The organism is Parasegetibacter sp. NRK P23, from assembly GCF_023721715.1.
GTDB lineage: Bacteria > Bacteroidota > Bacteroidia > Chitinophagales > Chitinophagaceae > Parasegetibacter.
Window position 1 is genome coordinate 1,077,127 of sequence record NZ_JAMDLG010000001.1, and the last position, 13,473, is coordinate 1,090,599.

A 13,473-nucleotide genomic window follows, 5' to 3' on the forward strand; every position below is an offset into this window, starting at 1 on the left:
CAAGATATTGTTAAGAGCACTGCTTCAGCCCGCCTGATGGAGAGAATATGTTATTTTCGCGTTCCATCTATTGTTTCATCAATCCTTCCAAAAGGCTGTGATAAAAAAACTGGACAAACTTATTCTGAAAGCCTTCATCGGGCCCTTCATCGCTACTTTTTTCATCACGCTCTTCGTTCTGGTGCTGCAATTCTTCTGGCTTTGGATTGATGATATCGTTGGGAAGGGACTTGATCTCATTACCCTCGCCAAGTTCATCCTGTTCGTTACATCCACGCTGGTGCCGCTCGCATTGCCGCTCGCGGTGCTGCTTTCCTCCATCATGACCTTCGGGAACCTGGGAGAAACCTTCGAACTGGTAGCCATTAAGTCGGCCGGCATCCCGTTGCTGCGCTTTATGCGCCCGCTCTTCCTCGCTTCGCTCGTGATCTGCGGCCTGGCCTTCCTCTTCAACAACCACTTCATCCCGGTGGCCAAGCTGAAGATGGAAACCATGAAGTACGATATCGTGAACTCCAAACCCACCTTCGACCTCAAACCTGGTATATTCTACGATAAACTGGAAGGTTATGTGATCAAGATCGGGCATAAGGAAGAAGACGGCTCCACGCTGCGCGACGTGGTGATCTACCAGAAAAACTATGGTCTGCAAGATGACATCATCGTGGCGGAAAGCGGGAAAATGAGTGTTACACCCGACAAGCGCTTCCTCGAATTCCTCCTCATCAACGGCGCACGTTATGAAGAAAAGGGTCCCCGCATGAGTACCAACACGCAGTACATCCGGATGAACTTCCAGACCTTCACCAAACAATTCGACCTCAGCTCCTTCCAACTGCTCGAAACAGCCGACACCACTTACCGCGACCGCGGCCCGATGCTGAACCTGCAACAGTTGTCCACGCGAATCGATTCGCTCAAAAAAACGAACGATGTATTCAGGAAACGCGCCAAATATGAAGTGTACCAATACAATAACTTTTCGCGCCTGTTGGATTCCGCCTGGAAACCGCTTACGGCGAAGGAACTGAAAGCCGTTCCCAAAAACCTTGATTCTCTGATCGCCCCTGATAAACGCATACAGATCACCGAGAGGGCGCTCTCCCAGGCGGCGAGCATCAAATCGAACCTGGAAGCCACCACTTTCGATTTTGAGGGCCGCATGAAAGAGTTGCGCAGCCTGCTTGCTGAATGGCACGCCAAACTCACGATGTCTGTAGCCTGTCTGGTGATGTTCCTGATCGGCGCGCCATTGGGTTCCATCATCCGGAAAGGCGGACTCGGCACACCATTGGTGTTCGCGGTAATATTCTTCGTTATCTTCTTCCTTCTCAATAACTTTGGGACCAAGTTCGCGAAAGAGGGCGTTACCACGGCCTGGATCGGTATGTGGCTCGCCACGTATGTGCTTACGCCCGTTGGCCTGTTCCTCGTGTACAAGGCTATGCACGACTCACAACTGTTCAATAAGGAATTCTATACAAGGTTCATCACTAAGTTGAGGAAGAAAAAAGCACCAGAACCCGCCGGCCAGTGAGGAATGGATTTTGCACAAAATTTAAAAAAGCAACCATGAATGAACGTACCAGCCGCAGAAAATTTTTAAGCGACACCTCTAAAGCCAGTCTGGCAACAGGATTAGGGATTACCATCGCCGGAAGCCTGCTGGAGTCCTGCAGCGTTTTCAGAAAATCAATGCCCGAAAGCAACGTGCTGCATACCGGTTTTACCCAGCAACCGCTGCCCTACGCGTACAAAGCGCTCGAACCCATGATCGACGCGATGACCATGGAAATACATTATTCCCGCCACGCCGCGTCCTATGCGAAAGCATTGAACGAAGAGGCGCAGGTGCTGCAGATTGATACCACAAAACCTTTGGAAGATGTGCTGACCCGCATTTCCAAAACATCGGTAAAAATGCGCAACAACGCGGGCGGTCATTACAACCACGAACTGTTCTGGCAAAGCATGACCCCTAATGGAAAAGGAACGCCTTCGGGAAAACTGCTCAGCGCCATAGAATCCACTTTCGGCACTTTTTCCGATTTCAAAACGAAATTCGCGGATGAAGCCAAAACACGCTTCGGAAGCGGCTGGGCATGGCTCGTGATTGATGCCGATAAAAAACTGAAACTGGGCTCCACCCCCAACCAGGACAATCCGCTGATGGATGTTTCCCTCTTCCGCGGAACGCCCCTGCTGGGCCTGGACGTGTGGGAACACGCTTATTACCTCAAATACCAGAACAAACGCCCGGACTACATCGACAACTGGTGGAAGACCGTAAACTGGGACTATATTCAGCAACGATATGAAGCACTGGTTTAAATGAACCAGGTAAGAATCCAGCAATGGGTAGTGGTAACAGCTTCAGTACTTTTTGTGCTGAAGCTGATTGCTTATATACTCACCCATTCCGTCTCCATTCTAACCGATGCGCTGGAAAGCATCGTGAACCTGGTAGCGGGTTTCATTGGCCTGTACAGCCTTCATCTTTCCGCGAAACCCCGTGATGCCAATCACCCGTACGGGCACGGGAAAGCCGAGTTCATTTCCGCGGCCATTGAAGGCACACTCATCGGGATCGCCGGCATACTCATCATTTACGAAGCCTGTAAACAACTGATTCATCCCAAAGCGCTACACCAACTGGATACCGGCATTTACCTTGTATCCGCTACCGCCATCGTCAATTATTTCATGGGCGGCATCTGCATCCGGCAGGGCAAAAAGCTTCATTCCCCGGCACTGGTGGCCAGCGGCAGGCACCTTCAGACTGATACACTCACCACCGCGGGCATCGTAGCAGGACTCCTATTGCTTTATTTCACCAATATACAGTGGATCGACAGCGCCGTAGCCGCCATTTTCGGTTTCATCATCCTGTTCACCTCCTGGAAAATACTGCGCAGTTCTATCGCCGGGATCATGGACGAAGCCGATATGGAACTGCTCAACGAAATGATCGGTAAACTCGAAAAGAACCGGAGCAGGAACTGGGTGGACCTCCACAACCTGCGCGTGATCAAATACGGCAGTATCCTTCACCTCGATTGCCACCTTACGGTCCCCTGGTATTTTAATGTGCACGAATCGCACCGGGAAATAGAAGCGTTATCCGGCATCGTGCGGAAAGAATATGGCGAATCGCTGGAACTTTTCGTCCACTCCGATGGCTGTCTTCCCGCCCAATGCCCCATCTGCATCAAACAGGATTGCGGGGTGCGGCAACACGATTTCGTAAAGGCCGTGGAATGGAAGCCGGAGAATGTGTTGTCGAACGAGAAGCATAGTCTTTAGGGAAATTCTCTACCTTCGCCCCCAACCGAAAAACATCATCAATGGAAGCATGGAAAGATTACCAGGAACAACACAAAGAACGTTTCCTGGACGAGTTGCTGCAATTGCTGCGTATACCCTCCGTGAGTGCGCGTGGCGAACACAAACAGGATATGATCGCCTGCGCGGAAGCCGTAAAAGCACATTTACTGAAAGCGGGTTGCGCCAAAGCCGAATTGTTTGAAACGCCGGGTCACCCCATCGTATACGGAGAAATCATCACCGATCCGGCACTGCCCACCGTACTCGTTTACGGTCATTACGACGTACAACCGCCCGATCCGCTGGAACTCTGGCACAGCGGCCCTTTTGAACCCGTTATAAAAGATGGAAAGATATATGCCCGCGGCGCCTGCGACGATAAGGGCCAGTTTTTCATGCACGTAAAAGCGCTTGAAGTAATGAAAGCCGCCGGACAACTCACCACCAACATTAAATTCCTGATTGAGGGAGAAGAAGAAGTGGGCAGTCCCAACCTGGCCGATTTCGTGAAGAACAATAAAGCACTGCTGAAAGCCGATGTGATCCTCATCAGCGATACCGCGATGATCAGCCTGGATGCGCCTTCCATGGACATTGGCGTGCGGGGGCTCAGCTATATTGAAGTGGAAGTAACCGGTCCCAACCGCGACCTGCACAGCGGGGTGTATGGCGGCGCCGTAGCCAATCCCATCACCATCCTCGCGAAGATGATCGCTTCGCTGCACGATGAGCACAACCATATCGTGATCCCTGGTTTCTATGATGATGTGGTGGAAGCCACACCGGAAGAGCGCAAACTGATGGCTGAAGCACCTTACGATGAGCACGAATTCAAAGCCGATCTCGGCATTGCAGAAGTTTGGGGTGAAAAAGGATATACTACCAATGAAAGAACGGGTATCCGTCCAACCCTGGAACTGAACGGCATCTGGGGCGGCTACACGGGAGAAGGCGCCAAAACGGTACTGCCTTCTAAAGCCTTCGCGAAAATCAGTTGCAGGCTCGTGCCCAACCAGGATTCCCACAAAATCACGGACCTGCTCATCAACCACCTCAAAAAAATCGCTCCGCCCTATATACAACTGAAAGCCGAACTTCACCACGGTGGTGAACCTTACATGACCCCCATCGACAGTAAAGGATACCAGGCCGCGGCAAAAGCGATTGAAACCACCTTCGGGAAACAACCCATCCCCGTGAGAGGTGGCGGAAGCATCCCCATCTGCGCGCTGTTCGAACAGGAACTCGGTATCAAGATCGTGTTCATGGGCTTCGGGTTAGACAGCGATAACCTGCATTCGCCCAATGAGAAATTTGATGTGGCGAATTATTATAAGGGGATTGAGACGATCCCTTATTTCCATCAGTATTTTGCGGAAGGGTAAGTGTAGGGTTTCTCGCAACGGCGCGACGACGCTACGTTGGAGACGTGAATGCGCGAATGCTTCAGTATAGAAAAATATAAAAAAATCCCGGCTATTTTAACCGGGATTTTTTTATAGTGCACTGGTTTAAAACAACAGCTACTTCATCGAAAACAACGCGCTCAACTTCTTTTCCAAATCTTCCCCACGCAGGTTTTTCGCGATGATCTTTCCATTCGGGTCCACCAGGAAATTGGTGGGGATGGCGGATACGCCGTACATTACCGCGGCTTTACTTTTAAAACCTTTCAGTTCCGACACCTGCGTCCAGGGAAGTTTATCCTGCTTCACCGCCCCCAGCCATGCCCTGCGGGCATCTTCATCGTCGAGCGAAACGCCGAGGATGGTAAAGTTTTTATCCCTGAATTTGTTGTATGCCGCCAGCATAATCGGGTTCTCCGCACGACAGGGTTTGCACCAGGACGCCCAGAAATCCACCAGCACATACTGCCCGCGGAAATCAGAAAGCTTAACGGGTTTGCCGGTGGTATCATTCTGCGTGAAATCCATCGCCATCATACCCGTGTTGGTTTTCCTGCCTTTTTCTATCACTTCGGCCATTTTCCTACCGGTGGTGGAATTCCTCAGTTTTTCCGGGAACAATGCGAAGCGGGCGGCAGCGGTATCCGGATTGAAATTATAAGCCAGTTCAACGGTACCGAAAGTATTCAGTGCAATGTAGGAGTTCCGCTGCTGCGCTATAAAAGCGCGGCTCACGCTGTCGTAACCGTTTTGCGTGTACTGCATGATGTTCCTGGCCGCGAGCAGGAAAGCGCTGTCTTTCTTTTGTTCAGGCGTACGGGCGTTGTAGTCCGCCACCAGTGAATCGGCTACTTTTTTGTATGGCCTTTGCATGGCCGTGAGCTTTGTGTAATCATCGTTCGTGGATGAGCCTTTCACCACAGCGTTGCGCAACTGGTCGCCGGAACTTATGCTGATGTTAGAGTTTTCAAGGTAGAAATACAAATACTCCGTTCCCCTGCGTGTGGTATCTTTTTTCAGCATCAGTATCGCATAAGCGGGCACATCCAAGGTTCCGGCAAAACTGAATTTCCCTTTACTCAACAAAGCGGAATCCTTCACCTCCTTTCCGGCATCGGTATAATTAAGGTATACTTTTGCGGGCGCATCCAGCGTTCCGATCTTTCCGGTGAGCTTAAATCCTTTCTGCGCGAGCAGGGTCAATGGAAGGCAGCATAAGGCCGCCAGCAAATTTCTTTTCATCATTTTCTTCTGATTAATTATTGAATAAGGTTGCACAGGTTATGGCACAAGTGATACATCACTTATAAAAACAGCTTCGTATGCGGATGCGTACTTCACACAGGCCAGCGCGGTGAAGCGCAGGTATCGGGCCGTTACCTGCCCGGTATTCAGTGTTTGCAGGTTGCCCACTACGTTGCCGGTGAATACGCCTTTTTCCTCCCAGGTAGTCCCGTTCATACTTGTCTCAATTCTGATGGAAGTAGGGTAACCACCGAGATTGGGATAATTCAGCGCCGTAGGTAATGAATAGTTCACAGCTGTGAACGTGATGTCGCGGTTAAAGTTAATGGCCACCAACTGCGGCATCTGCTGTGTAATATTACTTGCCCAGTAAGTGGTGGTGGTATTGGCATCCAACAAATTCGCCGGTGCGAAAGTGCCTTGCTGAGAAGAATTCCCCGCGATGGTCCAGCCCGTTTTGTTGATGAACAAAGGCTTGCCGGTTTTAAATACAAGGTACACCACACGATCAGTGGCTATTCCTTCCGTATTGCCATCCACCGAATGAATTTTTAACGGCAATACATACGTGCTGTATTCATTCAGTTTTGTTTGCTGCCCGATGTTCAGCTGCGCCGAATCGGACGCCGTGGCACCTGCCGGAATGCGCGTGGTGGATTTATAGAAAAGGTACGCTGAAGACGGCAACAGCAGCGCGTTCCCAAAACGCGACCTGTAATCCGCCAGCTTCGTGGTATCTACTGAAAAACTCACCCAATGTTCACTGGGAGAAGGGGTGCCGGACAACGCGGCTTTCATGCCGATCACGATGACTGAATCCTTTAAAATGGAAAGCGGCATTTCAATGGTATCCTTACCGGCAGCCAGTTGAAAAGACACACTTCCTTCGGGAAGGGGAACACGTTCGTTCTCCTTTTTACAGGCGGTGAACAGCACGAGGAAGGCGCAAATCAGCGCAATATATTTGTTCTGCATTTTGTTCATGTTTAATTAGGGATTTTGTGGCATCCCCGGGTTAAAACTCAATACCTGCACCGGAATCTGTAAAGTATAGCGGTTGCTGTGCGGCGCCAGCGTGGCCACAATGCCACCCAGCGCGTTGTAGCGGTGCACGGTATCCATCCTGTTCTCCTTATCAAGGCGACGCATATCGAACCAGCGCAATCCGTTGAACGGGAGTTCATGGCTTCTCTCCTTCAATACTTCCTGCAATACGGCTTCCTGGTCGGTAGATTGAAAACGGACATAGGTGGCGGTGGCGAACCTGTTTTTGCGGATATCGTCGAGTTGCTGGAGCGCCGTGGAGAGGTCGTTGCTGCGCACGGCGCATTCGGCTATGATGAGTTTCATTTCCTGGAGGGAAGTGCCGGTGTTCGCATAGGTGAACACGGGCGTAACCAGTCCGGGATAATAAATGGTAGCGCCGCGGGTGGTGAAAGCATAGCCATCGGTACTGCGGTACAGTTTTCGTACCCGGAGGTCATTGGCCGCGAAGGAGCGCATCAGTTCCAAGGTAGGCGTGGCGTTTGCGATCACCATTCTTCCATAGAGCACATCGGGATGAATGCTTAACCTGTCTGACGCCGGGCCTGCACCGTTAAAATCGATCATGGTTGCTTTGGATTGCTGAATGGCCAGTTCCGCGTTTGTTCTTGCCGCGGAATAATTCCTTGCATAGAAGTATATGCGCGCCAGCACGCTGTACGCGGCGGATTTGGAACCACGGAAGCGGTTGGTGCTGTTGTCTGCCGGAAGGTCGGGAATGGCCGCGTTCAGGTCGCTGATGAGTTGATCGTACACAGCAGCCACCGTGCTCCTGGGCGGAACGGTTTGGGAAACATCATTGGAAGTTACCCAGGGCACAGACAAATCCGTGGCTGCCGTGGTGGAATCGTAAGGCTTGCCATATTCGTTCACGAGGTAGAAGTACTCCAACGCGCGCCCCAGCAAGGCTTCCGCCTTCAGGCTTCTTTTCTGGCTGTTCGTGCCCGCGATAGCATCATCTATGCCTACAATCACCGTATTGAAAGCATTAATCTTCGCGTAATGTTCGCCCCAGAACAAAGGAGCAACATTGATATCCGTTGAAAACTGCTCATCCCAGGTGTACACCAGGTCGCTGGAAAGCACAGCAGGGGTAGGAACATTGGGATAATCCACATTGTCCGCGAAATAATTAAAAAGATTGGTGGGCTGTGCCAGTCCGAGTACCAGTGACTCATCGTTCAGCCACTGGTCGTAATCGGCAACGGTGGAAAGCAGCCTTTTCCCTTTGGGCGTAATCTCAAGGTATTTATCGCATCCTGCCAGCAGAAAGCCGCACAAGAGCAATGGAATAAAGATATATCGGTAACGTTTCACGATGTTGCGATTTAGAAGTTGGTAAATATGGCAAAGGTGTAAGTGGGCGTTAAATATGTTTTCTGGAAACTGCCCGTGGCCATACTGTAATTGTATTTGTTCAGTCCTACCGTCCAAAGATTAGAGGCCTGGGCTTTCAGTTCGAAGAGAGAGAAACCCGCCTTCTTAATAAATCCTACATGGTCGATGCGGTAAGAAACGGTAAGATCGGCTAAGGTGATATAATCCGCGTTCACCACATATTTATCGGCATAATTGTACGCGTTGTTTGAATTGGCGCTTCGGTATGCTGCAAGTCCCATTACGTCGGTAGTAAGTTCATCGCCTTTCGTTTTCCAATAGTCTCCGGCGCCTTCCAATGGCCTGGGTGCGGATGGGTTGGGGCGCGGAATCCTGGTTTTGAATCCGCCATAATAATTGATCATGCAGAATACATAAAACCGGCCGATATCCACCGTATTGCTCAACCCTGCGTTAATAGTGGGGATGGAAGAACCCATGTAGCGCGAAACGTCGGATGTATCGCTGGCCATGAGCGCGGTGGTGGGAGAACCCAGGCTGTTGTTGTTGGTATGGTACAATGTTCCTTTCCCATTCATGATGAGGGAATAGCCTGCGGAGTCAATCCCGGCATACCGGTATGCGAACAGGGCGCCCACGGGATAATCTTTTACGAATCCAATGGAATTAAGCGTTTGCGGATTATAATCACCGCGCTGGTAAACATCCATCACTTTACTGGTATTGCGGGCCAGTACCAGCCCCATATTCCAGTGCAGTTTTTGGGTTTTGATCCAATCCGCGCGCAGCGCGAATTCAATACCATTGTTCTGGATGACCGCGCGGTTGATAAGAGAAGGACTCACGCCTATCGTGGGATCGATAAGTGCGTTGCCCAGCAGGTCGGTGCTGTTCTTCCTGTAATAATCAATGCTTCCTGAAATATTCTTATGAATGCCATAGTCTGCCCCCACATTGAAACTCTTGGTTTGCTCCCAGCGCAAACTGCTGTTGGCATAAGAAGCAAGGCGCAGCGCCGGACTGGCGGGCACCGTATAATTGTTCAGGGTAGATTGGGCGATCACCTGAGGGAGCGACATTTTAGCTACGTTTCCGTTGAACCCGTAAGCCACCCGCAGTTTCAGTTGCGTGAGCCAGTTCACTTCTTTCAGGAAAGCTTCATTGTGGATGTTCCAGGCGGCACCCAGCGACCAAAGCGGTTTGTATTTGTATTTGGGATTCGTACCAAACAGGTTGGACTGGTCGATACGGGCGCTGCCGGTAAGGGAATACGTATTTCTGAACGAATACACCAGGTTGGAATAACCGGAAAGGAACCTGTCTTCCACATATTGCTGATCGAACAGGGTGGTGAACCCGTTCTGGAAAGGAGAGCCAAGGTTAAATGTTCCCCGCACGGAGCCCGTGGTAATGGCCGCGTAATCTACCGGCTGATGCAGCAATGTTTCATTGTTGTAACCGAAGTAAGAGGCGCGGTTGCTTTTATCCACCAGGCTTCTTATTTCACCACCCAGGATGCCATTAAAGGAATGGTCTTTAATCCTTTTGTCATAATTCAACTGCGCGCGTGCCGTATAACTGGATGTATTGCCCGCTATCTGGCGGAGATAACCACCTCTCGGGATATTGTACTTCATGGTGCCATCCGTGTTCACCACCACATAACTGTTGGTGTACCTTCTGGCCACCGAAGAAAGTTCGGAGGCGAAGTAATCCATATCGGAACGAGAGGTTTCATAAATACCGCCGAAAGAAAGATTAAAGCCGCCGCCAATGGCATAGTTGAAGTTGGCATTGAAGCGGTTGTTTACGGTACGGGTTTTGTCCGACACCTCGTTCACATCCACCAAGGGGTAATACAACTGATCGTACAACCCTTGAGAAATCAGCACATTGTTGTACCAGGGAGAAATTCCGGAACCCACAATAGAAGCAGGGTTGCCATTCACGTCCTGGAAACGCTCATAAGGTGAAAAGGAAGTTACGCCGGGCACGGGCGCACTGTTCACCCTTCTTTCCAGGTAATCGGTGGTCAGTTCAAGGAAAAGTTTCCTGGACAGTTTCAGGTTACTGCGTGCGGAAAGCAGGAACCGGTTGTTGGTGTTTTTAATTTGTGAAGAACGGTTTCCGGTATAATTCCCGGTGATATAATAAGTGGCATTCGCCGAACCGCCCGACACATTAAAATTATAGGTTTGGGTAACGGCGGAACGCAGGAACAGCCTGCTGTAATCTTCGAGGTTATCATAATTTTCCAGCTCAGCGAACGACTTCGCCGCCTGGTCGGGCGTTACCATATTGGCGGCGGATTGCGCCAGCAGGTAGTACACCATATTGCGTTGCACCGCACCACCGGTGGAGGTAGCCAACTGGCCCCATGAACTGGCGTTGATGCTGGAAGAGGAAAGGGTTCTTTGGTAATTGGCGACAATGGAAGCGGCGTTATCGTCCCACCGGAACCTGCTGTAATCCTCTTTGGGTGTAATGCCCAATGTGGTCCTGAACGTGAACCGCGTTTTGCCCTGCGCCGCCTGTTTCCTCGCGATCACCACCACGCCATTTGACGCGCGCACCCCATAAACGGTAGCCGCGGCCGCATCTTTCAGAATGGTGACGGATTCTATTTCGTTGGGATCGATCATATCCAACGTAAGCTCCGTAGGATAACCATCTATCACGATAAGCGGACTTTGGTTGGCAGACATGGTAGAGATACCGCGGATATTGAACAGCGGGCGCGAGGTGCCGTTAGCCGTAAAATTCACATCGTTGTTGATCATCAGTCCCGGCAACCTGTTCACCAGGCCATCCAGGAAATTCGTGCTGATCCGGGATTCATATTCTTTGGTGCTGATCCTGGATACCGCACCGGTGCTTTGTTCCGGGCGAATCCGCTGGTAACCGGTGTTCACGGAAACCTGTATATCTTCCAACCGCTCTTCAGCGGGAACCAGCCTGATCACCACATCGTTCAGGGTAAGCATAGCAGCCGTAACCGTTATGCGCCGCGTTTCGAAACCGATATAAGAAACGATAAGCACCTCTCCTTCCTTCACAGTCGCATTGAAGAAACCATCAGCATCCGTGGCACCCGATACCTGTCCGTTCCGCGATGTTACCGATGCGCCGGAAAGCGGGCGACCGGTAGAATCCACCACGCGCAACTTCACGGGCGGGGCCAGGAAAATTTCGTTCCCCAACGGCAGCGACGGGTTTACCACCGGCTTCCGCGAAAGAAAAATGGTTTTTCCTTTTATCGAATAATCCAATGGCTGGTCAAGGAACACAATATCCAGCAATTCTTCCAGGGGCATGCCCGTTGCGGATACAGACACCGGTTTTGTGCCTGAAATAATTCTCTCGTTCGCGAATACGACATAACCCGTCTGGTTCCTGATGGCGGAAAATACCTGTTTCAGCGAAAGGTTCCTGCCGGTCAATGTCACGTTCTGCGCCGTTCCGGCAGCATAGGTGTGCATGAAAGCTACAATCAGAAAAAGAACAGTTAGTCTCATAATCCTCAACATTTTAGCGAGGCGGTGACGATCCCGGGGCCTGCGGCTCCGCAACAACATGTTCACGGACACGAGGGGATTGCCACAATCAGCAGTTTTTTGCATAAATTGTGCACTGTTTTGGTTGTTAAAAATGGTATCACGTCATTGGAGCAACCCAATATTACCGGGAGTGGAGCAAACACTTCCGGTTTGTTTTTTGGGGTCGCCCAATACTATTAAAAAGCCGCCTGTTCCATCGGAACGGCCACATAGGATGCGGTGTAATGATGTTAAGGGAGTACGATCAGTTGCCTGCCCTCTATTTTAAAATTCACCTCTGAACGCTTCAGGCCTGTCAACAGATCGGCCAGGGCCAGGTCTTTTGTGATCCCACCCCAGAAAGTAATGTTCGGCACCTTGCCTTTGTACACTACCTCGATATCGTACCAGCGTTCCAACTGGCGCATCACCTGTTCCAGCGATGCTCCGTCGAAATCGAAAAGTCCGTCTTTCCAGGCTACTACCCGGGCCGTATTCACACCGCTCACCACCTGAACACTTTCCGTTACAAGCGCCTGCTCCCCGGGCCTTATCTGCCTGCTTGTATTTCCTTTGCTTACACGCACTGATCCTTCCAGCAAGGTAGTGGCCAGCCCCTCCTCATTGCTGTAACTGTTCACGTTGAAGTGCGTGCCCAGCACCGTTATTTCAGCACGGTTATCGGCATTCACCACAAACGGGATCGTGCCTTTGGTTACTTCAAAATAGGCTTCGCCGGTAATATCAACTTTACGTTCAGTACCGGAGAACGCGGTCGGGTAACGGATCGTACTCGCGGCGTTCAGCCACACTTTTGTACCATCGGGAAGGGTAAGCTGAAACTGTCGTCCTTTGGGCGTAGACATGGTATTGTACACCACCGCATTGCCTTTGCCTTCATATACCAGTGCGCCATCCACTACTTTGGCGGTTACGCCGTTCTGCAAAGCCACGGTTCCACTCGTTATGGTATCCAGCAACACCTGAGAACCATCTGCCAGCGTAAGCACCGCGCCCTCTTTGCCGGGAGCTATCATAGGCGGGCCCACCTCCACCATATCGGGAACATCAGTTGTGTACGTCGTCATGAAGTAGCCACCCGCGGCCAACAGCAGCAGAATACTGGCGGCGACCCACCAACGGCGGTACAACGGTATCGCTTTCACCACAGGCGCGGCGGGTACAACGGCCTCTTCCGCCTGCAGCTGCGCGAAAACACCTTTCTTTACCGCGGCGTACCTTTCGGGCAAATCAAGGCCCAAAGCTTCCCAGAATGCCCAGTCGCTTTCCAGCAACGCGGCCAGTTCTTCCTGGTGGGCGGGAGAACGCAGCATTTCGGTTAAATGCGCCCTTTCTTCCTCCGAAAGATTGCCTTCCGCGTAGCGGGTCATATAATATGAAAGCGACTTATTTACCATGTTCTTGTATTAATAGACCGGGGTTTTGAAAGATAGGGTCGGTCAGGAGTAAAGTTTTTTTAAAATTTTTTTTCACGTAAGAGGCCTGCACGCTGCTCAAGGTTTTTATGGCAATCCATTCAACTAAATCACAGCCAAAAGAAATTCCACCACATCTCGTGT

Annotated in this window: 9 protein-coding genes; 4 read left to right on the top strand and 5 right to left on the bottom strand. The window is 50.9% G+C overall.

What is annotated here, in order from left to right:
- The first annotated feature begins 97 nt into the window (after positions 1 to 97).
- The 4 genes from M4J38_RS04335 to M4J38_RS04350 are packed head-to-tail and all read left to right on the top strand — an operon-like array spanning position 98 to position 4,709.
- Positions 98 to 1,537, top strand: a complete 1,440-nt coding sequence (locus tag M4J38_RS04335; RefSeq protein ID WP_251758304.1) for an LptF/LptG family permease — start codon at positions 98 to 100, stop codon at positions 1,535 to 1,537.
- A gap of 35 nt (positions 1,538 to 1,572) precedes the next feature.
- The gene (locus M4J38_RS04340; protein WP_256469191.1) at positions 1,573 to 2,331 is read left to right on the top strand and encodes a superoxide dismutase; all 759 of its coding nucleotides are present in this window, start codon (positions 1,573 to 1,575) and stop codon (positions 2,329 to 2,331) included.
- On the top strand, positions 2,332 to 3,303 hold the full coding sequence (locus M4J38_RS04345; protein ID WP_251758305.1) for a cation diffusion facilitator family transporter: 972 nt from the start codon (positions 2,332 to 2,334) through the stop codon (positions 3,301 to 3,303). It abuts the gene before it with no gap.
- Between the two features lie 41 nt (positions 3,304 to 3,344).
- Positions 3,345 to 4,709 (top strand): dipeptidase, encoded by a 1,365-nt coding sequence (locus M4J38_RS04350; RefSeq protein ID WP_251758306.1) that lies wholly within the window; start codon positions 3,345 to 3,347, stop codon positions 4,707 to 4,709.
- Between the two features lie 138 nt (positions 4,710 to 4,847).
- On the opposite strand, the gene M4J38_RS04355 is transcribed toward M4J38_RS04350, so the two are convergent.
- The 5 genes from M4J38_RS04355 to M4J38_RS04375 form a co-directional block, all read right to left on the bottom strand.
- Entirely contained in the window at positions 4,848 to 5,975 is a 1,128-nt protein-coding gene (locus tag M4J38_RS04355; RefSeq protein ID WP_251758307.1) for a TlpA disulfide reductase family protein, read from the bottom strand.
- A 36-nt stretch (positions 5,976 to 6,011) separates the two neighbouring features.
- Positions 6,012 to 6,959 (bottom strand): BT_3987 domain-containing protein, encoded by a 948-nt coding sequence (locus M4J38_RS04360; protein WP_251758308.1) that lies wholly within the window; start codon positions 6,957 to 6,959, stop codon positions 6,012 to 6,014.
- A 6-nt stretch (positions 6,960 to 6,965) separates the two neighbouring features.
- Positions 6,966 to 8,336 carry a RagB/SusD family nutrient uptake outer membrane protein gene (locus M4J38_RS04365; RefSeq protein WP_251758309.1) on the bottom strand — a complete coding sequence of 457 codons (1,371 nt, stop codon included), beginning with the start codon at positions 8,334 to 8,336 and terminating at the stop codon, positions 6,966 to 6,968.
- An 11-nt stretch (positions 8,337 to 8,347) separates the two neighbouring features.
- Positions 8,348 to 11,872 carry a SusC/RagA family TonB-linked outer membrane protein gene (locus M4J38_RS04370; protein WP_251758310.1) on the bottom strand — a complete coding sequence of 1,175 codons (3,525 nt, stop codon included), beginning with the start codon at positions 11,870 to 11,872 and terminating at the stop codon, positions 8,348 to 8,350.
- Positions 11,873 to 12,144: 272 nt separating this feature from the next.
- Entirely contained in the window at positions 12,145 to 13,311 is a 1,167-nt protein-coding gene (locus M4J38_RS04375; RefSeq protein ID WP_251758311.1) for a FecR domain-containing protein, read from the bottom strand.
- Positions 13,312 to 13,473 lie beyond the last annotated feature (162 nt).

Bases quoted from the DNA above. Each gene is read 5' to 3' on its own strand.
- M4J38_RS04340 (WP_256469191.1), top strand. From the start codon at position 1,573: ATGAATGAACGTACCAGCCGCAGAAAATTTTTAAGCGACACCTCTAAA.
- M4J38_RS04345 (WP_251758305.1), top strand. From the start codon at position 2,332: ATGAACCAGGTAAGAATCCAGCAATGGGTAGTGGTAACAGCTTCAGTA.
- M4J38_RS04350 (WP_251758306.1), top strand. From the start codon at position 3,345: ATGGAAGCATGGAAAGATTACCAGGAACAACACAAAGAACGTTTCCTG.
- M4J38_RS04355 (WP_251758307.1), bottom strand. From the start codon at position 5,975: ATGATGAAAAGAAATTTGCTGGCGGCCTTATGCTGCCTTCCATTGACC.
- M4J38_RS04360 (WP_251758308.1), bottom strand. From the start codon at position 6,959: ATGAACAAAATGCAGAACAAATATATTGCGCTGATTTGCGCCTTCCTC.
- M4J38_RS04370 (WP_251758310.1), bottom strand. From the start codon at position 11,872: ATGAGACTAACTGTTCTTTTTCTGATTGTAGCTTTCATGCACACCTAT.
- M4J38_RS04375 (WP_251758311.1), bottom strand. From the start codon at position 13,311: ATGGTAAATAAGTCGCTTTCATATTATATGACCCGCTACGCGGAAGGC.